22 protein-coding genes are annotated in these 21,501 nt (G+C 67.9%); 16 read left to right on the top strand and 6 right to left on the bottom strand.

From position 1 onward, the window contains the following. The first annotated feature begins 72 nt into the window (after positions 1-72). From ASG86_RS14700 to ASG86_RS14630, 15 genes are all read left to right on the top strand, one after another. Positions 73-954 carry a shikimate dehydrogenase gene (locus tag ASG86_RS14700; RefSeq protein WP_056335813.1) on the top strand — a complete coding sequence of 294 codons (882 nt, stop codon included), beginning with the start codon at positions 73-75 and terminating at the stop codon, positions 952-954. After that, complete coding sequence (locus ASG86_RS14695) at positions 954-2,822, top strand: bifunctional sugar phosphate isomerase/epimerase/4-hydroxyphenylpyruvate dioxygenase family protein (protein WP_056335810.1); 1,869 nt, start codon at positions 954-956, stop codon at positions 2,820-2,822. The genes ASG86_RS14700 and ASG86_RS14695 overlap by 1 nt, the downstream gene beginning before the upstream one ends. Before the next feature lie 51 nt (positions 2,823-2,873). Further along, on the top strand, positions 2,874-3,746 hold the full coding sequence (pcaH, locus tag ASG86_RS14690; RefSeq protein WP_056335807.1) for a protocatechuate 3,4-dioxygenase subunit beta: 873 nt from the start codon (positions 2,874-2,876) through the stop codon (positions 3,744-3,746). 2 nt (positions 3,747-3,748) lie between these two features. Further along, entirely contained in the window at positions 3,749-4,306 is a 558-nt protein-coding gene (gene pcaG / locus ASG86_RS14685; RefSeq protein WP_056335803.1) for a protocatechuate 3,4-dioxygenase subunit alpha, read from the top strand. Continuing rightward, a complete protein-coding gene (locus tag ASG86_RS14680; RefSeq protein ID WP_056335800.1) occupies positions 4,303-5,778 on the top strand; it encodes a lyase family protein in 1,476 nt (491 codons plus the stop codon). The genes pcaG and ASG86_RS14680 overlap by 4 nt, the downstream gene beginning before the upstream one ends. After that, a complete protein-coding gene (locus ASG86_RS14675) occupies positions 5,771-6,589 on the top strand; it encodes an alpha/beta fold hydrolase (protein WP_056335797.1) in 819 nt (272 codons plus the stop codon). The genes ASG86_RS14680 and ASG86_RS14675 overlap by 8 nt, the downstream gene beginning before the upstream one ends. After that, positions 6,586-7,053 (top strand): 4-carboxymuconolactone decarboxylase, encoded by a 468-nt coding sequence (pcaC, locus tag ASG86_RS14670; protein ID WP_056335794.1) that lies wholly within the window; start codon positions 6,586-6,588, stop codon positions 7,051-7,053. Before ASG86_RS14675 ends, pcaC begins: the two co-directional genes overlap by 4 nt. 87 nt (positions 7,054-7,140) lie before the next feature. Next, positions 7,141-8,340: a thiolase family protein gene (locus ASG86_RS14665; RefSeq protein WP_056335791.1), complete on the top strand. Its 1,200-nt coding sequence runs from the start codon at positions 7,141-7,143 to the stop codon at positions 8,338-8,340. Continuing rightward, complete coding sequence (locus tag ASG86_RS14660; protein WP_056335788.1) at positions 8,340-9,041, top strand: 3-oxoacid CoA-transferase subunit A; 702 nt, start codon at positions 8,340-8,342, stop codon at positions 9,039-9,041. Before ASG86_RS14665 ends, ASG86_RS14660 begins: the two co-directional genes overlap by 1 nt. Position 9,042: 1 nt before the next feature. Beyond that, positions 9,043-9,711 carry a 3-oxoacid CoA-transferase subunit B gene (locus tag ASG86_RS14655; RefSeq protein WP_056335785.1) on the top strand — a complete coding sequence of 223 codons (669 nt, stop codon included), beginning with the start codon at positions 9,043-9,045 and terminating at the stop codon, positions 9,709-9,711. 23 nt (positions 9,712-9,734) lie between these two features. Next, complete coding sequence (locus ASG86_RS14650; RefSeq protein ID WP_056335782.1) at positions 9,735-10,547, top strand: IclR family transcriptional regulator domain-containing protein; 813 nt, start codon at positions 9,735-9,737, stop codon at positions 10,545-10,547. A 222-nt stretch (positions 10,548-10,769) separates the two neighbouring features. Next, positions 10,770-11,978, top strand: a complete 1,209-nt coding sequence (locus tag ASG86_RS14645; protein WP_056335777.1) for a Re/Si-specific NAD(P)(+) transhydrogenase subunit alpha — start codon at positions 10,770-10,772, stop codon at positions 11,976-11,978. Then, positions 11,978-12,298: an NAD(P) transhydrogenase subunit alpha gene (locus tag ASG86_RS14640; protein WP_056335774.1), complete on the top strand. Its 321-nt coding sequence runs from the start codon at positions 11,978-11,980 to the stop codon at positions 12,296-12,298. The genes ASG86_RS14645 and ASG86_RS14640 overlap by 1 nt, the downstream gene beginning before the upstream one ends. Beyond that, positions 12,295-13,668, top strand: a complete 1,374-nt coding sequence (locus ASG86_RS14635; RefSeq protein ID WP_056335772.1) for an NAD(P)(+) transhydrogenase (Re/Si-specific) subunit beta — start codon at positions 12,295-12,297, stop codon at positions 13,666-13,668. Before ASG86_RS14640 ends, ASG86_RS14635 begins: the two co-directional genes overlap by 4 nt. 72 nt (positions 13,669-13,740) lie before the next feature. Beyond that, entirely contained in the window at positions 13,741-14,661 is a 921-nt protein-coding gene (locus tag ASG86_RS14630) for a diacylglycerol/lipid kinase family protein (RefSeq protein ID WP_056335770.1), read from the top strand. 6 nt (positions 14,662-14,667) lie between these two features. Here ASG86_RS14630 and ASG86_RS14625 read toward each other — a convergent pair whose 3' ends face one another. From ASG86_RS14625 to ASG86_RS14605, 5 genes are all read right to left on the bottom strand, one after another. Continuing rightward, complete coding sequence (locus tag ASG86_RS14625) at positions 14,668-15,393, bottom strand: maleate cis-trans isomerase family protein (protein ID WP_056335768.1); 726 nt, start codon at positions 15,391-15,393, stop codon at positions 14,668-14,670. 8 nt (positions 15,394-15,401) lie between these two features. Continuing rightward, positions 15,402-16,829 (bottom strand): amidohydrolase family protein, encoded by a 1,428-nt coding sequence (locus ASG86_RS14620; protein ID WP_056335765.1) that lies wholly within the window; start codon positions 16,827-16,829, stop codon positions 15,402-15,404. Positions 16,830-16,859: 30 nt separating this feature from the next. Further along, the gene (locus tag ASG86_RS14615) at positions 16,860-17,648 is read right to left on the bottom strand and encodes an aspartate/glutamate racemase family protein (RefSeq protein WP_056335764.1); all 789 of its coding nucleotides are present in this window, start codon (positions 17,646-17,648) and stop codon (positions 16,860-16,862) included. Then, the gene (locus ASG86_RS14610) at positions 17,645-18,328 is read right to left on the bottom strand and encodes a GntR family transcriptional regulator (RefSeq protein WP_056335762.1); all 684 of its coding nucleotides are present in this window, start codon (positions 18,326-18,328) and stop codon (positions 17,645-17,647) included. Before ASG86_RS14610 ends, ASG86_RS14615 begins: the two co-directional genes overlap by 4 nt. 78 nt (positions 18,329-18,406) lie before the next feature. Further along, entirely contained in the window at positions 18,407-19,765 is a 1,359-nt protein-coding gene (locus ASG86_RS14605) for an MFS transporter (RefSeq protein WP_056335758.1), read from the bottom strand. Between the two features lie 327 nt (positions 19,766-20,092). On the opposite strand from ASG86_RS14605, the gene ASG86_RS14600 reads away from it, so the two are divergent. Then, on the top strand, positions 20,093-20,626 hold the full coding sequence (locus ASG86_RS14600) for an HPP family protein (protein WP_056335755.1): 534 nt from the start codon (positions 20,093-20,095) through the stop codon (positions 20,624-20,626). Here the strand turns inward: ASG86_RS14600 and ASG86_RS14595 are convergent. After that, a complete protein-coding gene (locus ASG86_RS14595) occupies positions 20,586-21,428 on the bottom strand; it encodes an ACT domain-containing protein (RefSeq protein WP_056335753.1) in 843 nt (280 codons plus the stop codon). The two genes, ASG86_RS14600 and ASG86_RS14595, sit on opposite strands and share 41 nt — an antisense overlap. Positions 21,429-21,501: the final 73 nt, after the last annotated feature.

The raw sequence follows: 21,501 nt of genomic DNA, 5'->3' as shown, positions 1-21,501 counted from the left end.
GTAATCCCTGTCACCCCGTAGCGCGGCCCAACTTCCGCGCCTGCCCGGTGCCGTACCAAAGGAGCTGCACGCATGAGCAATCGAACTGAGTCCTACCTGGTGGGACTGGTTGGTGATGGCGTCACGCCATCGCTCACGCCGCCCATGCACGAACGGGAAGGTGACGTGCAGGGCCTGCGTTACCTGTACCGCCCCATCGACCTGCTGGAGCTGGGCCTGGCCGGAGAGTCGGTGGGCGCCATCCTGCACAGCGCCAGGACCCTTGGCTTCAACGGCCTGAACATCACCCACCCCTGCAAGCAGCTGGTCCTGCAGCACCTGGACGAGGTGAGCCCGGACGCCCGCCGCCTGGGCGCCGTGAACACCGTGGTGATCCGCGACGGCCGCTTCATCGGCCACAACACTGACTTCTCCGGCTTCGCCGCCGCCTTGTCGTCCGGCCTCCCCGGAGCCCGGCTGGACCGTGTGGTGCAGCTGGGCGCCGGCGGTGCAGGGTCCGCCGTCGCCTACGCCCTGCTGACGGCCGGCGTCCGTACGCTGCACCTGGTGGACGTGGACCCGCTGCGCGCCCAGGCCCGGGCTGCCGAACTGGCCGGCTTTTTCCCGGACAGTACCGTGACGGCAGGCACGACGGCAGAGCTGCCGCAGCTGATGCGCGTGGCTGACGGCCTGGTGCACTGCACCCCCGTGGGCATGGCCGCCCACCCCGGTGTCCCGCTGGACCTGGACCTGCTGGAATCCCGGCACTGGGTGGCGGACATCGTCTACCGCCCCATCGACACCGAACTGGTCCGGGGTGCCCGGGCCAAGGGCTGCGACGTCCTGGACGGCGGACGTATGGCCGTTGGCCAGGCCGCGGACGCGTTCCGGATCTTCACTGGCCTGGATGCCGATCCGGACCGCATGCGCAGCCACTTCCTGGAGCTTGTGGCCGCCGAGGAGGTGAACGCCTGATGCGCACCGGAATCGCCACCGTCTGCCTGTCCGGCACCCTCAAAGAGAAAATGCAGGCGTGCGCCATCGCCGGCTTCGACGGCATCGAAATCTTCGAACAGGACCTCGTCACCTCCCCGCTCAGTCCCGAGGACGTGCGGAAGATGGCCGCGGACCTGGGCCTTGGCCTTGACCTTTACCAGCCGTTCCGCGACTTCGACGGCGTCACCCCGGACCTGCTCAAGGCCAACCTCCGCAGGGCTGAGGCCAAGTTCAGGCTCATGGCCCGGCTGGGCATGGACACCATCCTGGTCTGCTCCAACGTGGCCACCGCCAGCATCGACGACGACGCCCTCCGCGCCGAACAGCTGGCACAGCTTGCCAACCTGGCCGGCGACCACGGCGTCAAGGTAGCCTACGAAGCGCTGGCCTGGGGCAAGTACGTCAACGACTACGAGCACGCCTACCGGCTGGTGGACATGGTGGACCACCCCAACCTCGGCACCTGCCTGGACTCGTTCCACATCCTGTCCCGGGACTGGGAAACCTCCCACATCGAGGCGTTCAACCCGGACAAGATCTTCTTCGTGCAGGTGGCCGACGCCCCCAAGCTCTCCATGGACGTCCTCTCCTGGAGCCGCCACTACCGGGTGTTCCCGGGCGAGGGGCAGTTTGAGCTGGCCAAGTTCATGGGCCACGTGGTCCGTGCCGGCTACACCGGACCTGTTTCGCTGGAGGTCTTCAACGACGTCTTCCGCCAGTCCGATGTGGAGCGCACGGCCGTGGACGCCATGCGTTCACTGATCTGGCTTGAAGAGCAAAGCGCCAAATGGCTGGCCGGCACCGACGGCGCGCAGGACATCGGCGCCGCGCTCCGCCGTCGTTACCCCATGGAACTGGCCACGCTGCCCAAGGTGAACCAACCCGCCGGCTTCAACTTCGCCGAGGTCAAGGCGGACGACACCGCGCAGCTGGAGAAGCTCCTGGGCCAGCTGGGGTTTGCGTTCGAAGGCCGGCACCGCACCAAGGACGTCCAGCTGTGGACCATGGGCCAGGCCCGGGTGATCATCAACGAACAGGCGGCCCAGCATGCCGAGCCAGCCATCGCCGCGCTGGGGTTCGACGTCGATTCCCCCGTGATTGCCTCCGCCCGGGCCCAGCAGCTCAAGGCCCCCGTGGTGGCCCGCAAGGTGCAGGCGGACGAGGAAGTGTTCCAGGGCATCTCCGCCCCGGACTCCACCGAGATCTTCCTCTGCCAGGGCAGCCCTGACGGAACCGCGGCCTGGACGCATGAATTCGGGGAAGGGCTGGAACACGCTTCCGCCGGAGCCAGCGCGGTGATCGACCACGTCAACCTGGCCCAGCCGTGGCAGCACTTCGACGAAGCTGTCCTCTTCTACACCAGCGCGCTGGCCCTGGAGCCGCAGCCGTTCGCGGAGGTGCCCAGCCCCAGCGGGCTGGTGCGCTCCCAGGTCATGCAGGCCTCGAACGGCGACGTACGCCTGGTGCTGAACCTGGCACCGGTGCAGCAGGCGCAGAACGAAGCCCGCAAGACCTACCAGGAACACATCGCATTCGCCGTGGACGATCTCGTGGCTACCGCCAAGGCCGCCCGGGACCGGGGCCTGGAATTCCTGCAGATTCCGGCCAACTACTACGAGGACCTGGATGCCCGGTTCGACCTCGAGCCCGGTTTCCTGGCCACCCTGCAGGAGCTCAACCTGCTGTTCGACCGGGATGCCGACGGCGAGTTCCTGCACTTCTACACCGCCACCGTGGGCAGCGTGTTCTTCGAAATGGTGGAACGCCGCGGCAACTACGACGGCTACGGGGCCCCCAACGCCCCGGTGCGCCACGCAGTCCAGTACGACTCCCTGCACCGCACCTGAACCATCCCAGCCAGACCTACAAGAGAACAACCAACCGGAAAGGAGCCAGCAATGCCGGAAGACATCACCGCGGAGCTGGAGTCGGAGGAACTCGTGCCCCCGGCTGAACCGAAGGCTGCCCACCAGCCCCTGGACAAGGCCATCGAGTCACAGGCGGACCTCAGCGCAGAGATCAACGCCATCGGCGAGGCCTACCAACGGGCGCTCAAGGACGGCGGCCAGCCCGAGACCCAGCCGCGCCTGGACTACGCGCCGTACCGCAGCAGCATCCTGCGCCACCCCACCAAGAGCCTGCAGCACGCAGACCCGGAAACCATCGAGCTGTACTCGCCGGCGTTCGGGCACCAGGACGTGCACGCGCTGGAATCGGACCTCACCATCCAGCACAACGGCGAGCCGCTGGGTGAGCGGATCATCGTTTCCGGCAAGGTCCTGGACGGCGACGGCCGCCCGGTGGCGGGCCAGCTCGTGGAGATCTGGCAGGCCAACTCGTCCGGCCGCTACATCCACAAGCGCGACCAGCACCCGGCCCCGATCGATCCCAACTTCACGGGCATCGGACGCTGCATCACCGGACCGGACGGTTCCTACAGGTTCACCACCATCAAGCCCGGCGCCTACCCGTGGAAGAACCACCTGAACGCGTGGCGCCCTGCGCACATCCACTTCTCGCTGTTCGGCACCGAGTTCACCCAGCGCATCATCACCCAGATGTACTTCCCCGGCGACCAGCTCTTCCCGCTGGACCCGATCTACCAGACCATCGTGGACCAGGACGCCCGCGACCGGCTGGTGGCCACGTACGACCACAGCCTCACCGAGCCCGAGTGGGCCCTCGGCTACAACTGGGACATCGTCCTGACCGGGCCCAAGCGGACCTGGACCGAAAACGAAGCATACGGCGACGCCGGGGATGAGGAGTAGAGATGAGCACCAAACTGGTACCCACGCCCGGACAGACCGTCGGCCCGTTCTACGGCTACGCCCTCCCGTTCGAGAAGGACAACGAGCTGCTGGCCCCGGGCTCGCCCGGTTCCATCCGCCTGCAGGGCACGGTCTATGACGGCGCCGGCCACACCATCCCGGACGCCATCCTGGAAATCTGGCAGCCGGACGCCGAGGGCAACATCGTCCAGCGCACCGGCTCCCTGGTCCGCGACGGCTACACTTTCACCGGCTGGGGCCGCGGCGCTGTCGGCAACTCCGGCGTCTTCACCTTCACCACGGTCAACCCGGGACCCACCAAGCCGGGTGCGGCGCCGTTCATCTCCGTGGCGCTCTTCGCCCGCGGCCTTACCAACCGCCTGTTCACCCGCATCTACCTGCCCGAGGACACCGAGGCCCTGGCGAATGACCCACTGCTCAGCTCGCTCGACCCCGAACGCCGCAGGACGCTGATAGGCCGCCGCGATCCCGATGGCGGCCTCACCTGGGACATCCGCCTGCAGGGTGAGGGCGAGACGGTCTTCCTGGACTTCCAGTGACCAACGCCGCCCTGGGAGATCTGCGCGCCTTTGCGGAAGAGGCCGACGCCGGCCTGCTCAGTCCCGTATCAGCGTCACCGCTCGTGGCGGCGCTGACGGGTGACCGGGCGGTCCTGGCGGCGATCCTCGCCGTCGAATCCGGCTGGGCAGCCGTGCTGCAACGGGCCGGCCTGGCACCTGCCGGTTCGGCCGCCGTCGTGGCCTCCGCTGCCGAAGCGGGCCGCTACGACCTGGCCGATATTGCGCTCCGTGCCCAGGGCGGCGGCAACCCGGTGATTCCGCTGCTGGCGGACCTCCGGAAGAACGTGGCTGCGTCGGATAGCGCCGGTGTCGGCGCGGGAAAAGCGGTCCACACCTCCCTGACCAGCCAGGACGTGCTGGACACCGCCCTGATGCTGGTGGCCCGCAACACCGTGCACGCCGTAGTGGCCGATCTGAAAGCCACCACCACGGCGCTGGCTGCTTTGGCCGGGCGGCATGAGGGCACACTGTGCGTGGGCAGGAGCCTGACCCAGCATTCGCTTCCTTATACCTTCGGGTTGCGGGCTGCGCAGTGGTTCCAGGGCGTGGCCGCCGCCGGCCGGCAGCTGGAAGGCCTGGAGTTCCCGGCCCAGTTCGGCGGGGCCGCGGGGACCCTCGCGGCCGGAACAGTGCTGACGGAAGGCTCCTCCGCCACCCCCTTCACCCTGGCCGATGCCCTGGCAGCCCAGTTGGGGTTGGCCTCTGCAGCGGCTCCCTGGCACACCAACCGCCTGCCCGTGACATCCCTTGGGCATGCGCTGGCGTCGGTCCTGGACGCGTTCGGCAAGATCGCCGCGGACGTCCTGTTCCTGAGCCGCCCGGAGGTGGCCGAGCTGGCTGAGCCGCGCGCCGCCGGACGCGGGGTGTCCTCCGCCATGCCACAGAAGCAGAACCCCGTCCTGTCTGTCCTGGTCCGGAGTGCGGCACTGCAGGCACCCGGGCTGGCTGCCCAGCTGCACCTCGCCGCCGCCACCTTCAATGACGAACGCCCGGACGGGGCCTGGCACATCGAGTGGCCCGCCCTCCGGCAACTTCTGGCCTTGGCCCTCGGCGCCGCAGGACATATCCGCGAACTGGCCGAAGGGCTGCGCGTGTTCCCTGATGCGATGCGCCGCAACCTGGACCTGGCCGGCCCGCTGCTGCTGGCCGAAGGCGTGAACGCCGCGATTGCTCCATTGCTTGAGGAGAAGGACGGCCGGAGCGGCAAGCAGCAGCTGCAGGACGTGGTGGACCAGACCCTGCAGGTGCCCCCGGCGGAGCAAGCCGGCACCTACCGCAAGCTGCTCCGCGAAGCTGTCCCCGCCGCCGTCGTCCCGGACCAGCGGCTGGAAGAGCTTCTGGACCCTGGCAGCTACCTTGGCCAGGCTGCCGAGATTTCCCGCCGCATCCTGGCGGCCTTCCCCGACTTTGTTTCCCCCACCACCGACGCGAACGGAGCTTCCCGTGGCTAAACCGGCCCTCAAGGCAGCGCTGCTGTCACCCCAGCGACCCCTGGGCGATCACCCCCTGCTGGTGGCGGGCCCGTCCCTGGGCACCTCCACCATCCTGTGGAACCGTGTGGCCACCCTGCTCGGCAACGATTACGACGTGGTGGCCTGGGACCTCCCCGGCCACGGCGTCTCGCCCGCCGCCACCGAAACCTTCGACGTCGCAGCACTCGCGGACGCCGTCGTGGAGCTGGTTGATTCCATCGCCCCCGGCGAGGCCTTCCACTACGCCGGCGTTTCGCTGGGCGGGGCGGTTGGCCTGCAGCTCGGCATCAAGCACGGGGAGCGGCTGAAGAGCCTGTCCGTGCAGAACAGCGGCGCCAAAATCGGCACGCCGGAGGGCTGGCTGGAGCGCGCCGAAACCGTCCGCACCCAGGGCACGCCCGTAATGATCCAGGGATCCGCCCAGCGGTGGTTCGCACCGGGCTTCATGGACCGGGAACCCGAGTTCAGCAGCCGGCTCCTGCACGCCCTGCGCGACGCCGACCGCTTCAGCTACGCCTTCTGCTGCGAGGCCCTGGCCTCCTTCGACGTCCGCAGCGAGCTGGGCAGCATCCGCGTCCCCACACAGGTTATCGCCGGGGCACTGGACGGCGTCGCCACACCGGCCATGGCGGACGAAGTCGCGGCAGGCATCACCGCAGCGGGCGGCACCGCCACCGCCGTGACGCTTGAGGGCGTGGCGCACCTGGCACCCGCCGAGGCGCCCGCACACGTGGCCGATCTGATGCGCAGCCTGATCAGCTGGGCCGAATCACAGGGAACAGCCAAATGAGCGGCGCCGAGCGGCACGGGGTGGTCCAGCCCGGAGCCACCAGCCAGGAGATTTACGACGGCGGCATGTTGGTCCGGCGCGAAGTCCTTGGGGACGCGCACGTGGACCGGGCCAACGCCAACAAGGACGGGTTCACCGAGGACTTCCAGGACATGATCACCCGCATCGCGTGGGGTGGAATCTGGACCAGGCCCGGGCTTCCGCGCCAGATGCGCTCCGCCGTGACCATCACCGCCATGGTGGCCCACGGGCACTGGGAGGAGCTGGCCATGCACATTCGCGCCGCCCTCCGGAACGGCCTTAGCAGGGACGAGATCAAGGAAATTCTGCTGCAGACCGCCATCTACTGCGGCGTCCCGTCCGCCAACACCGCGTTCAAGACGGCACAGCAGGTGTTCCGTGAAATGGACAGCACCCACGCCGAGGCCACCGGCGCCGACACCAACCCCACCCCTCCCAACTAAGTAGCGCTAAGTGTCGTTTTGACCCCTCAAAACGACACTTACCGCTACCCAGTTGGGAATCCCAGACGCAAACCAGAGGAACAAGTAATGAACCAAGCTTTTGTGTACGACGCCGTGCGCACCCCGTTCGGCAAGTTCGGCTCCGGCCTCGCTGCCGTCCGCCCGGATGACCTTGCCGCGCACGTGATCAAGGAGTCCGTGAAGCGCGCGCCCGGGCTCGATCCCGAGCGGATTGATGAGGTGGTGTTCGGCAACGCCAACGGCGCGGGTGAGGAGAACCGGAACATCGCCCGGATGGGCACGCTGTTGGCGGGCCTCCCGGTGTCCATTCCCGGTACCACGGTCAACCGGCTGTGCGGGTCCTCGCTGGATGCTGCGATCATCGCTTCCCGGCAGATCAACGCCGGCGACGCCGACCTCATGCTGGTGGGCGGGGCCGAGTCGATGTCCCGTGCGCCCTGGGTGCTGCCCAAGACCGAGAAGCCCTACCCGGCCGGGGACATGACCCTGGCCTCCACCACCCTGGGCTGGCGCCTGGTGAACAAGGCAATGCCCAAGGAATGGACCATCTCGCTCGGTGAAGCCACCGAACGTTTGCGCGAGAAGTACGGCGTCACCCGCGAAGCGCAGGATGAGTTCGCCGCCGCCTCGCACAACCTCTCCGCCGCGGCTTGGGACGAGGGGTTCTACGACAACCTGGTCACCCCGGTGCCGGGAACGGACCTGGTCCGGGACGAGGGTATCCGTGCCGGCTCGTCGGCGGAGAAGCTGGCGGCCCTGAAGACGGTGTTCCGGGCCGAGGGCGGCACGGTCACCGCCGGGAATGCTTCGCCGTTGTCCGACGGCGCCTCCGCGGCATGGATCGGGTCCGAGGCTGCCGCCGGGCTGCTGGGGCTGGAGCCGCTGGCCCGGATCGCCGGGCGCGGGGCGCACGCGAATGATCCGCAATACTTCGGCTACGCGCCTGTGGAAGCGGCAAACAAGGCCCTCGCGAAGGCGGGCATCGGCTGGGACCAGGTAGGCGCCGTCGAACTTAACGAAGCCTTCGCCGCCCAGTCCCTGGCCTGCATCCACGCCTGGGGCATCGACCCCTCCATCGTGAACCGGCACGGCGGTGCCATCGCCATGGGCCACCCGCTCGGTGCCTCCGGAACCCGGATCCTGGGCACCCTGGCCCGATCCCTGCAGGCCTCCGGCGAACGCTGGGGCGTCGCGGCAATCTGCATCGGCGTGGGCCAGGGACTGGCCGTCGTGCTCGAAAACGTCACCGCTGGAAAGGACCAGTAATGCTGAACTTCGTAGATTCCGTCCAGGAAGCCGTGGCCGGCATCAAGGACGGTTCCACCGTGATGATCGGCGGGTTCGGCAACGCCGGCCAGCCGTTCGAACTGATCGACGCGCTGCTCGAATGCGGCGCCACGGACCTGACCGTGGTGAACAACAACGCCGGCCAGGGCGACCAGGGCCTGGCCCTGCTCATCAAGGAAGGCCGCGTGAAGAAAATGATCTGCTCCTTCCCCCGGCAGTCCGACTCCTGGCACTTCGACGCCAAGTACAAGGCCGGCGAAATCGAGCTGGAACTGGTCCCGCAGGGCAACCTGGCCGAACGGATCCGCGCTGCCGGGGCGGGGATCGGCGGGTTCTTCACCCCCACCGGGTACGGCACCATGCTGGCCGAGGGTAAGGAAACCCGGTTCCTGGACGGCAAATGGCAGGTGTTCGAAACCCCCATCCACGCCGACGTGGCCCTGATCAAGGCCCTCAAGGCCGACGGCAAGGGCAACCTGGTCTACCGCAAGACGGCACGGAACTTCGGGCCCATCATGGCAGCGGCCGCCAGGCAGAGCATCGTCCAGGTCTCGGAGATTGTCCCTACGGGGGCGCTGGACCCGGAGAATGTCGTCACCCCGGGGATCTACGTCAACAGCATCGTTAAGGTTGCCGGCAGCGGCGCAGGCACCTCCACCACCACCGAAAAGGCAGCCTGAGATGAGCACCGCAACAACGCTCCAGACCTCCACCACACCGCTGGGACGGGACGAGCTGGCCCGGCTCGTGGCCAAGGACATCGCCCCGGGGTCCTTCGTGAACCTTGGAATCGGGCAGCCCACCCTGGTCTCCAACTACCTCACCGACGAACAGAACATCACCCTCCACACGGAGAACGGGATGCTCGGCATGGGCCCTGCTGCTGAAGGGGACCAGATCGACGGCGACCTCATCAACGCCGGCAAGATCCCCGTGACCGAACTCCCCGGTGCGTCCTACTTCCACCACGCCGATTCATTCGCGATCATGCGCGGCGGGCACCTGGACATCTGCGTCCTGGGCGCCTTCCAGGTCTCCGCAACCGGTGACCTGGCCAACTGGCACACCGGCGCACCCGGGGCGATTCCCGCCGTCGGCGGTGCCATGGATCTGGCTACCGGGGCCAAGGACGTCTTCGTCATGATGACCCTCCTGACCCGCGAAGGAGCCTCCAAGATCGTGGAGTCCTGCACCTATCCCATCACCGGCGTCGGCTGCGTGACCCGCGTCTACACGGACAAGGGCGTCTTCCTCACCGGGCCCGACGGCGTCACCGTCCGTGAAACCTTCGGCTGCACCCTCGAAGAACTCCAGGAACTCGTTCCCGTCCCCCTCAAGGCCGCCGCCTGAGGACAGCCCTAGGATTGGTAACCATGACCGACGCCGCAGGTACCGATACCCAGCCCGCCCCGCAGGCCAGCGACCAGTATGTCCAGTCGCTGGCGCGGGGCCTTGCCGTGATCCGTGCCTTCGACGCCGAGCGTCCGGTCATGACGCTTACCGAGGTGGCGGGCCGCACCGGCCTGACCCGGGCCACCGCACGCCGGTTCCTGCACACCCTGGTGGAGCTGGGCTATGTCCGCACGGACGGCAAGACGTTCGCGCTGACCGCCAAGGTCCTCCAGCTGGGGTACGCGTACCTTTCGGGGCTGTCACTTCCCCAACTGGCCCAGCCGCACCTGGAGGAGCTCTCCCTCAAGCTGGGGGAGTCCACCTCCGCCGCCGTGCTGGACGGCACGGACATCGCCTACATCGCCCGCGTGACAACCCGCCGCATCATGACCATCGGCATCACCGTGGGCACCCGCTTCCCGGCCTACGCCACATCAATGGGCCGGGTGCTGCTCGCCTACCTGCCGCCGGCAGAGCTCAAGGCCTACCTTGCTGCTGCCCACATCAAACCGCTGACGCCGCGTGCCCTCGGATCTGTCCAGGAGCTGCTGGCTGTCCTGGAAACCGTCCGCGCACAAGGTTGGTGCCTGCTGGACCAGGAACTGGAGCTGGGCCTGATGTCCGTAGCCGCTCCTGTGTACGACGGATCCAAGGTGGTGGCCGCGGTGAACGTCTCCCTGCAGGCCCAGTCCGTGGAGGCCAAACCGGACCGGGAAGCCTACCTGGCATCAGTGGCGCAGGAGATCATGGCCACTGCAAAGCTCATCTCCGCGGACCTCACGGCGCGCGGATAGCAGGCACGCCGCACCGCGCAGCCACCTCCGGTTACGCTGCGCAGGGACTGCCCCTGCGCAGCCGGCCGGATCCTCGCTGCGCACATCAGCACATGCCGGGAGATAACTGTTTGCTATCCAAGCCGGCCGCCCCACTCCCGTCCCGGCAGGAGTGGCCCTAGACTCTAGCCAACTGCGTGCAGCAGAGCCGCTGCACTGCTTGTGAGGAAGAGGAGTTGCCGGGTGAAACTGGGCATACCGCGGGAACGCCGGGAAGGTGAGCGGCGTGTTGCCGCCACTCCGGACACCGTCAGGCAACTGGCCGGTTTGGGGCTGGAGGTCCTGGTGGAAACCGGCGCAGGGGATGGTGCCGGGCACGCGGATCAGGAATACCAAAAGGCCGGCGCCACAGTCGTCCCGGAGCTGGACATTGCCGCCCTCGACATCCTTGCCCACGTCCGCCCCCTTGACCCGCACACTGCCGCGTCCCTGAAAAGGGGCACCGTCACCGTAGGGCTCGCGTCGCCGTCGTCCGAGCTGCCGGCCGTGCAGGCGCTTACGGACAACGGGGTGACGTCCTTCGCCCTGGAACTGGTGCCGCGCATTTCCCGCGCCCAGTCCATGGACGCCCTGACCTCCCAGGCGCTGGTGGCCGGGTACCGCTGCGTGCTGGAGGCGGCCATCCGGCTGCCCCGCTTCTTCCCGCTGTACATGACCGCCGCCGGGACAGTGCCGCCCGCCCGGGTCCTGGTGCTAGGGGCCGGAGTGGCTGGACTTCAGGCCATCGGCACGGCGAAGCGCCTGGGTGCCCGGGTTTTCGCCAACGACATCCGCCCCGCCTCCGCGGACGAGGTCGCATCCATGGGCGGCACCTTCATCCGCCTGGATCTCGAGACGGCGGAGGCGGCCGGCGGCTACGCCCGGCAGCTGAGTTCCGACGCCGGCACCCGGCAGCGGCAGTTGCTGGCGCCCCACGTGGCGCAATCGGACGTATTGATTACGACGGCGGCAGTCCCCGGGCGGCCGGCGCCCCTTTTGGTGACGCGGGAGATGGTGCAGGGCATGCGGCCGGGATCCGTCGTGATCGACCTCGCCGCGGAATCCGGGGGCAACGTGGAAGGGTCGGTGCCGGGCCAGGACATCCCGATTCCCACCGCCGACGGAACCGGGCACATCACCCTGGTGGGCCTCAAGGACCCGGCTTCGGCCATGGCCTCGGACGCTTCGCGCCTCTACGCCAAGAACGTGGCCAACCTGCTGGCCCTGCTGGTCCGCGCCGATGACGGCGCCGGCACCCTGAACCTGGATTTCGACGACGAAGTGGTGGCCGGCGCCTGCCTCACCCACGATGGCGTGGTGCGGCACCAGCCCACGGCGGAGCTGCTGGCGGCCAGGGCACGCAGTGCCGCGGAGCCCGCCACGGCCTCGGCCCGGCAGGAAGGAGCGCTCTGATGGACGGAACAGCCCTGCTGACCATCACGGTACTGGCGGTATTCGTCGGCTTCGAGGTGGTGTCCAAGGTCTCCAGCACCCTGCACACGCCGCTGATGTCCGGCGCCAATGCCATCCACGGCATCATCCTGGTCGGCGCCATCATTGTGGCCGGCCAGGCAGCAGACCCGTGGGTCCTGGCGGTGGCGCTGCTCGCCGTCGTCCTTGCCACCGCCAACCTCGTGGGCGGGTTCGTGGTGACGGACCGGATGCTGCATATGTTCCACGCCAAGAAGGACGCAGCCCGGACCGTCACTGGACCCAAGGCGGGCAGCAAATGAGCCTCCTCGACCCCGTCTGGACCTCCCTGCTCTACCTCGCCGCGGCGGTCTGCTTCATCCTGGCCCTGCGCGGCCTCAGCTCCCCCCGGACGGCCCGGCGGGGAAACCTGGTGGGCGCACTCGGGGCGCTGATCGCCGTCGCCACCGTGTTCCTGTCCGCCCGGCTGGAGAACATTCCCTGGATTGTGGGCGCCATCGCCGTGGGCAGCGCGGTGGCGGCACCGGTGGCCCGGCGCGTGAAGATGACGCAGATGCCGCAGCTGGTGGCACTGTTCAACGGGGTGGGCGGCGGCGCGGCCGCACTGGTGGCCCTCCTGGAACTGGCCCATTCGGACGATCCCTGGGTCCGGGTGGCCATCGTGTTCACGCTCCTGGTGGGTGCCGTCTCCTTTGCGGGTTCAGGCATCACGTTCGCCAAGCTGCAGGAACTGATGACCACCCGGCCGGTGGTGTTCCCGGGCCTGCCGGTGGTGATGTCCGTGGTCCTGCTCGCCGCAGTGGCCGCCGGCGTGGCCGTGGTGGTCACCGGTTCGCTGCCCCTTGCGGTCCTGTTGCTGCTCCTGGGCCTTGCCGCCGGTGTCCTGCTGGTGCTGCCGGTGGGCGGCGCAGACGTTCCCATCGTCATCTCGCTGCTGAACGCCTTCACCGGCCTGGCTGTCGCGGCGTCCGGCCTGGTGCTGGGCAACGTCCTGCTCGTGGTGGCAGGAACCCTGGTGGGGGCCTCGGGCACCATCCTCACCCGGGCCATGGCCGCCGCCATGGGCCGGAGCGTGGCGGGCATCCTGTTCGGGGCCTTCAGGGGAGGTTCGACGGCGGGGTCAACGGCCGTCAGCGAGCGTCCCGTCCGTTCGTCGTCGGCGGAGGACGTGGCTGTTCTTTTGGGGTACGCCCAGCGGGTGATCATCGTCCCCGGCTACGGCCTGGCCGTGGCCCAGGGCCAGCACACGGCGGCCGAACTGGCCCTGGCCCTGGAAGCCCGCGGCATCGAGGTGGATTTCGCCATCCATCCGGTGGCCGGCCGCATGCCGGGCCACATGAACGTGCTCCTGGCCGAGGCCAACGTTCCATACGAGTCGCTGAAGGAGATGGGCGAGATCAACCCGGAGTTCAAGACCACGGACGTGGCCCTGGTGGTGGGCGCCAACGATGTGGTGAACCCGGCAGCCAAGACCTCGTCCGGCTCGCCAATTTACGGGATGCCTATCCTGGAGGTGGCGGAGGCGCGGCAGGTGGTGTTCCTCAAGCGATCCATGCGCCCGGGGTTCGCCGGCATCGAGAACGACCTGCTGTACCAGCCGCAGACGTCCCTGCTATTCGGCGACGCCAAGGACTCCCTGGCCCAGGTGCTGGGTGCGGTCAAGGCGCTGTAGGCACGGAAAGGCACCAGGCGCGGGTTACTCTTCTTTCAGAAGCTTGCTTTCCATCCGCCACCAGAGGACGCCATGACTGACCACCATTCCCCTTCCCCCAAACGTGCCGCCGTCGTCATCAACCCCGCAAAGACGGTGGACATCGACGTGCGGGAGCTCATGGCCAAGCACTGCGAGGAGAACGGCTGGGGCGAAACCCTCTGGTTCGAGACCACGGAGGAGGATCCCGGCGTGGGGCAGGCGAAGGAAGCCCTGGCCCAGGGCGCCGACCTGGTGATCGCAGCCGGCGGCGACGGGACAGTACGGTGTGTCGCCGAGGTCCTGGCCGGCGGGGACATTCCCATGGGTTTGCTGCCGCTGGGAACGGGCAACCTCCTGGCGCGCAACCTGGGCATCGACGTCACCGACTATGACGGCGCCCTGTCCGGTGCCCTGGTGGGCACGGAAAGGAAGATCGACGTGGTCCGCGCCCGCCGCAGCGATCCGGACAAGGACCAAATGTTCCTGGTGATGGCCGGCATGGGCTATGACGCCACGATCATGGCGGACACCAACCAGGAACTGAAGCACAAGGTGGGCTGGTTGGCCTACGTGGACGCCGGGATCCGGAACCTGCCCGGAAAACCAGTGAAGGCAACCGTGGTGATTGACGGCAAGAGGGCTGTCCACCGCGGGGTCCGCAGCGTGATGGTGGGCAACTGCGGCAAGGTCCAGGGCGGCCTGGAGATCTTCCCTGATGCCAAGGTGGACGACGGCCTGCTGGACATCGCGGTCCTGGCACCCCACCACGGAAAGCTGGGCTGGCTCTCCGTGGTGGCGGGAATGATCGGCAAGGGCCGCGGCAAGGACACTGCCGTGGAGTACTTCCAGGGCAAGACCGTGGAGATCACGCTGGAACACAAGGACGACTACCAGCTGGACGGGGACCACGAGGGCGAGGGCAAGCACGTGCTCATGACCATGGAGCCCGGTGCCCTGACCCTGCGGATGTAAGGCCGGCTAGGCCAGCAGCCGCCCCCATCGGGGCTCAAGCAGCGGCGCACCTGCCAGTTTCAGGGCGTGCCAGAGGGTGACGGCCACGGAGTCCAGCACCGGAACGCCGGTGGCGTCCTCGATCTCTGCGCTGATGTTGGCCCCGTAAAGGTTGGTGCACAGGTAAACCAGGGCGTCGGGGGCCGCGGCAGCGAGCTCCCGGGAGCCCGGGCGCATTTCGTCGTCGGTGACCCGGGCGAAGGATTCGTTGTCGCTGAGGCCCAGCGCCCGGTGGTCCACGGTCTTGATGCCCTCGCGCTCGTAGGACGCGATGACCCGGTGGTTCACGTCCTCGGTGTACGGGGTGAACAAGCCGATCCGCTCCGTACCGAAGGTCCGGAAGGCCTCAAGGTACGCGAGCGTGGAGGTGGTGGCGGGGATGCCGGTGGCGCCGGTGATGCCGGCCGCCAGCGCCCGGTCGTGCGCCGAGCCCAGCCACGAGCCAGAGGTGCCGTTCCAGGCAATCACGTCCACATCCGCCGTCGCCAGCAGCCCGGCTGACTCCTGCATGACTGCGGGGTCGAACTGGCGGTCGGAGGAGTCATCCAGGGCGATGCGGGTGACGGGAATCCGGGTGAAGTGCACGGTGACGTCGGTGCGGCCACCCAGGATGCGGTAGGTCTGGGGTTCCAGGCAGGTGTTGGAGGACGGCACGATCATGCCGATCCTGTGCGGGCGTGTGGTTGCGGGCATGGTGGCTCCTAGAGGGCGGCGGTGAGCTGGGAGGCTTCGGGGGCAGCGGACTGGTGCTCCCGGAAGCCGTCGCGGTTGATGAAGCGGCCCACGGCGCCGGGGTCATGGAAGCCATCGGCGTCCAGGACCACCCGCCCGTTGGACACAACGACGGCGGGCCAGCCCGTGAGTGCCTTCCCGTCGAAGGGCGAGAAGTCCGTTCCCATGTGCAGGGCTGAGCCGTCCACCGTGCGTTCCTCGGCGGGGTCGAAAACCACCAGGTCGGCGTCGAACCCCTCGGCGATGCGGCCCTTGCCGGGCACGGCGTTGATGCGTGCAGGCGCTGCGGCGAAGGCCTCCACGAACTGCTCCACGGTTGCCCCGGCGGACGTCATGGCCGTGAAAGTGACCGGCATCCGCGTCTCCACGCCGGGCAGGCCGTGGGGCATGGCGCGCACGTCGTCGGTGCGCTCGCGTTTCTGGGACAGGTCGTAGCAGGAGTGGTCGGAGGACATGGTGTGGATGGCGCCTGACACCAGCCGCTCCTTGAGGGCGGCCACCGTTTCCGCGCTGCGCATGGGCGGGCAGCAGGCGAACCACTCGGGGAATCTCGAGCCGTAGACGGAGTCGTCCAGCGTCACATAATGCGGGCAGGTCTCGGAGTAGGCCTGGAGCCCGCGGTCCCGGGCCTCGCTCACCAGGTCGACTGCCCCGGGCGTGGACTGGTGGACGAAGTAGACCGGGGCGCCCGTGTATTCGGCCATGGCCAGGGTTTCCTTGACCGAGATCTCCTCAGCCAGCTCCGGCCGGGTCCGGTGCAGGTGTTCGATGCCGATCCGGCCATCCTGGGCGTGCTGCCCCGTGCAGTCGGCAATGATCGGATCGTGCTCGGCATGGATGTAGGTCAACCCGTCCAGCCGCACCATTTCCCGCATGACCTTCAGGATGGTGTCGCCGTCGGCCATGGTGCTGCCGCGGTTGGTGGTGTACATCTTCACCGACCTGATGCCTTCCGCTGCGAGCTGCCCAAGCTGCCAGGGCACTGTTTCGTCCCAGCTGACCACGGAACCGTGGAGGGCAACATCGCAGCGGGACTGTGTGGCGAGTTCCTTCTTGTGCAGGGCGGCGGCGAGCGGGGTTTCCTGGGCGTCGCGGGGAATGCCGAAATCGATGATGGTGGTGGTTCCGCCCCACAGCGCTGCGGTGGAGGTGGTCCGGTAGTCGTCAAGGGTGCGGAAGCGCCCGGTCACCTGGGCCACGTGGCAGTGTCCGTCCACGCCGCCGGGGATTACGAGCTTGCCCGTGGCGTCGATGGTGTTGTCCGCCGCGGGGACGGGCAGGGCGGCGTCGACGAGCCGGGCAATGCGCCCGTCCTGCACCACGACGTGCGCTTCCTGGCGGTCGTGGCTGTTCACCACGATGGCGTTGGCAATGACGAGTTGAGGCTGGCGGGACATCGGTGTCCTCCTGAAGTCGGTGGGCTGTGGCTAGGCGGTGGGCGTGGAAGTGCCGGCATGCTCCTGGCGGGCGGCGAGGGCTGCGTCCAGGGTCCCTGACAGGCCCTTGCGGTCCTTGGCCGGGGGTGGGGCGAAGGCGCCGGCGCGGTGCGGACCGGACTGGAGTGCGGCGACCGCCTCGGCCATGCGGACGCCGGCGGAGATCCCGTCCACCACAGGGACGGGAATCTGCCCCCTGAGTTCGCGGGCAAGGCCGGCCAGCGGCGCGCCGGCAAGGATGACGACGTCGGCGCCGTCCTCAGCCACGGCCTGCCGGCTGAGTGCCAGCAGGGTTTCCCGAAAGTCCTGCTGCACGGCGGCGATGCTGTTCAGGGAGTCATTGATGGAACGGATGGAGGCCAGCCGCCCGGCGAGGCCGAACTGCTCCACACACTCCCGGTACCAGGGCTTGATCCGGTCCGAGATGGCAATGATGGAGAAACGGTGGCCCTGGAGTGCGGCTGCGCACAGTGCTGCCTCGGTGATGCCGATGACCGGCACGTCCGCCAGTTCCTTCAGGGCCGGCATGCCGGGGTCGCCGAAGGCGGCCACCACCACGGCATCCACCCGGGCTGCGCCGGCGCGGGTGTGTTCGGCGATGATCTCGGCTACAGCACCGGCGGCGATCAGCGATTCAAAGCGGGTCTCGATGTATTCCACGCCGTGGCCGGCCGTCCGGACCAGCAGTTCGGTGCCGGGGGAGGCGGATCGGAGCGCCTCGGATTCAATCAGCGCCGTGACATCCGCGCTGATGTTGGGGTTGATGACCAGGAGTTTCATTTTCTCTTCCGGTGGAATTCTGGTTCGGTCTTCTGGAAGTCCTCGGGGAACTGGTCCCGGTACTTTCCGATGTGTGATGCGGACTGGGCGGCTGCCTTGTCCGGATCGCCGCTGGCAATGGCGGCGTACAGGTCGCGGTGTTCGCGGATGAGTTCGGGCAGGTCGCTGACGTGCCGGAACAGCCAGTGCATCCGGCCCTGGAGGGGTTCCAGGGCGGATTTGAGGAAGTTGTTGTCAGCAATGGCGGTGATGGCGTCGTGGAACTCGCTGTTGGAGCGGTGTGCCTCCATGACCGCTCCCTTGGCCAGGAAGGCTTCCGCGTTGTCCAGCAGCCCCTTGAGGTAGGCGAGGTCTGCTTTGGTGGCCCGCTTGGCGGCGAGCCGGCAGGCCAGGACTTCCAGGGACTGGCGGACGTCGAAGAGGTCCTCCACGTCCTTGGGGCTGAGGCTGCTCACTTCAGCCCCGCGTGCGCCTCGGTCGCTGATGAGGCCTTCCTGGCGGAGCATGCGCAGGGCCTCGCGGACCGGCAGCCGGGAGACGGAGAATTCGGCTGCCAGGTCGCGCTCCACCAGCCGCGTGCCGGGAGCGTAGTGTCCTTCAAAAATCCTGGTGCGGAGGGTGTCCCGGACGGTTTCGCGGAGGGGGCGGTCCTTGTCCTGGGTCTCTTCGGCGGTCAGCATGATGCTCCATTCGGATTTTTGTACGGCACTGCTCCCGGCTGCGGGGCATTGTTTGCAAGTTTCCCTGCGAGGGTCAGCTTAGACAGGAAGCCGCTTGTTGTAGTTCAGGGTGAGGACTGATGCGCCCATGATCACCGCCGAACCCACGAAGTACAGCAGCGCCCACGTGTAGGAGCCGGTGGCACCCACGATCAGGCCGACGGCGATTGGAGTGACGAACCCGGAGATGTTGCCGCTGAAGTTCATGGCACCGCCCAGCACGCCTGCGTTGGTGCGGCCGCCGAGGATGGACGGGATGCTCCAGAACAGGCCGACCCAGCGCAGGAAGAACATGACGAGGGAGAGCAGGACCACCGCGGTGGTGGGGTCCGGGACCACGGTGACGCCCACCAGGCCGCCGATCACCACGGCGCTGGAGATGCCCAGGAGGGTGCGCATCACCCGGTTGGCTGAGGCGCCGGACGCACGCCACTTGTCAGCAATGGTGCCGCCCAGGATTTCACCCACGAAGCCGGCACCGAAGATGACGAAGGTGGACCAGCCGATGGTCTTCAAGTCGAAGCCCTTGGCCTGGGCGAGGTAGAGCGGGCCCCAGGTCAGCAGGCCATAGAACACTCCATTGAAGCCGAGCCAGCCGAAGCACATCGCCCAGAAGGAGCGGAACTTAAGGTAGGGGAGCAGCGCGCGCTTGCCCTGGCTGCCGTCGAGCTGGGCTTCGGCATCCTCGGCAGCGTGCGACGCTTCGATGTAATCGGCTTCGGCGGCATTGACACCGCGATGCTGCCGCGGGTTGTCGCGGACGTACCACCAGACGGCCAGGCCCATCAGGACTGTTGCGGCGCCGGCGATCACGAACGAACTGCGCCAACTGCCCGTTGCTGCGATGAGGCCGGCGATGAGGATGCCGCCAAGGCCTGCACCCAGCGGGGCGCCGGCGTCCAGGATGGTGGCTCCGCGGCCGCGCTCCGACTTGTGCATCCAGATGGCGTTGAGCTTGCCGCCGGCCGGCATGACACCTGCTTCGGTCACGCCGATGCCGAGGCGGGCGATGAACATGCTCAGGAAGCCTCCGGCCATCCCTGACGCGGCAGTTGCCGCGCCCCAGCCGACGCAGGAGGCGGTCATTACCTTGCGGGGACCGAACTTGTCGATGAGCAGGCCCACGGGGATCTGCATGAGGGCGTAGGTCCAGAAGAAGGCGGAAAGCAGCAGGCCCACAAGCTCCGGGGCGAGATTGAATTCCTTTTGGATGATGGGCAGTGCGACCGAAATGGAGCCGCGGTCGATGTAGTTGACGGCAACCAGGACGAGCAGGAGCAGGAACATTTTCCAGCGGACGGCGGTGCGCCGTTGCGTGCCGTCCTTTCCGGGTTTTTCGGCAGTGCGGGCAGCGGCCTCGTCGGACGTGGACGTTGTTTCAGTGTTTGGGATGGACACAGCTTCTCCTTCACGGGGAAGTTTACGGATGGGGAGGATGCGAATGGTGCGTAGTACTTGCCTGGCAGTGCCTTCGGCCTGCCGGCGGGGAAAAGGCCCGCTGGACGATCCGGAGCGTAGAGCGGGAAGTGTGACTTTTGGGATCCCAATTTGGGATCCCAAAAACAACGGTAGAAGTGACTCCGGCCACTGTCAAGGGTTTTTGCATCCCGGACGCTGCTGCGGCCCTGCTGACGGATTGTGACCGCCGGGCGTGGGGTACGGGCCCGAATGGGGGCGGCAGGGATGCCAGCCGTCCGCCAGTCGCACCCGCAGAGAGGAATCGCCATGAAAACCGCACTTCTGGACCGCGCAAAGCAACGCTGGGACAAGCTGGGCGCCGCTATCTACGCCGGAGTCCTGGGTATCGTGGTCCTCGCCGTCAGTGGCCTGGCAGGCCTCCTGTTCCACCTTCCCTGGTTGTTCCCAAGCCTCGGGCCCACAGTGATGCTGTTCTTCGAATCGCCCGAACAGAAGGCATCAAGGCCCATCAACACCTTGGTTGGCCACGGCGTGGGGCTGGCCGCAGGGGCGCTCTGCCTGTATGTGTTGGGCCTGCAGGACCAGCCCTCCGCGGCGGTGGGCGGACTGACTCCGCTGCATGTCCTCAGCGGAGTGTTGTCGGTTGGGCTGACCACCCTTGTCCTGACCTGGCTGGGCCTGCCGCACCCTCCTGCGGGCGCCACCACGCTGATTGTCAGCCTTGGCATCCTGTCCGCCCCGGTGCAGCTGGTTTCCATGGCCGGCGCCATCGTCCTGGTTACCGTTGTGGGGTGGGGGCTCAACGCGCTGTTGGGGACCCGGCCGGCCGGTAGGACATGATCTCGGCCAGTTCCGCCAGCCGATGGGCCCGTGCGGACTCGGCCGGTGTGAAGGGTTCTCCCGGCCGGGCGAAGGTGATGGGACCATGCCAGGCGGTGGGGATCTTAAGGTGCGTCCCGTCGTCGGGCATTTTTAAGCCGGCGTCCGACGGCGGCACGATCCGTGCGTGCAAAAGCTCGGCCACCGCCAGGGGCAGTTCGTCCGGGGCCGCAGCGATCCTCGCTCCCAGGCTGAGCGCCCTGGTCTGCCCGTCAGCCATGGCCAGGGCGGTGGTGGGCCAGACGTGCGGACTGCTGCCGCCGCCGTCGAGCAATGCCGCCAGCAGCTCGGGCTCGCCCACCTCCCCGGGGACCGAGAGGACAAACTCATCCAGGACCCCGTCCGGGACCGGGTGGACGTGGATGCTCAGGATGTTGGTGTCCAGCCGGGCCAGCGCCGCCGTGATCCGCTGCAGCGACCCCGGCTGGTCCCGGAGCAGCGTGCGCGCGCGCCAGAGGGACGGGGCCGACGCCAGCTGACGCCGCTGCCGGAGGGCAGGGGCGTGCAGCCAGCGCAGCAGCATCCGGGCCGCTGAGGGCTCGGCTACCCAGATCACCAGGACTGTGGCGGTCAGGGTCAGCACCAGGACTTTCGCCACATAGGGGAGGTGGGTCTCCACCACCAGGGCGTGGACCAGCAACTCGATGGGCAGCATTACTGCGACGTTGGCCAGGGTCAAACGCGCCTTGGGCGGTTCCGGCATCAGGCCGCAGACCTCGCAGCGCAGTTCGGCAGCTGGCGTGTTGTGTTCAGGGCGCTTCATGACACCAGCATCGTCCGGTGCTGTTTCCGCCGCATTGCCTCCTCATTCCATTCAGGGGAACGCGACGGGGGAC

Source organism: Arthrobacter sp. Soil764 (assembly GCF_001428075.1).
Lineage (GTDB): Bacteria > Actinomycetota > Actinomycetes > Actinomycetales > Micrococcaceae > Arthrobacter.
The sequence above is the reverse complement of the archived record's forward strand: the minus strand, read 5'-3'. Positions and strand labels throughout refer to the sequence as shown.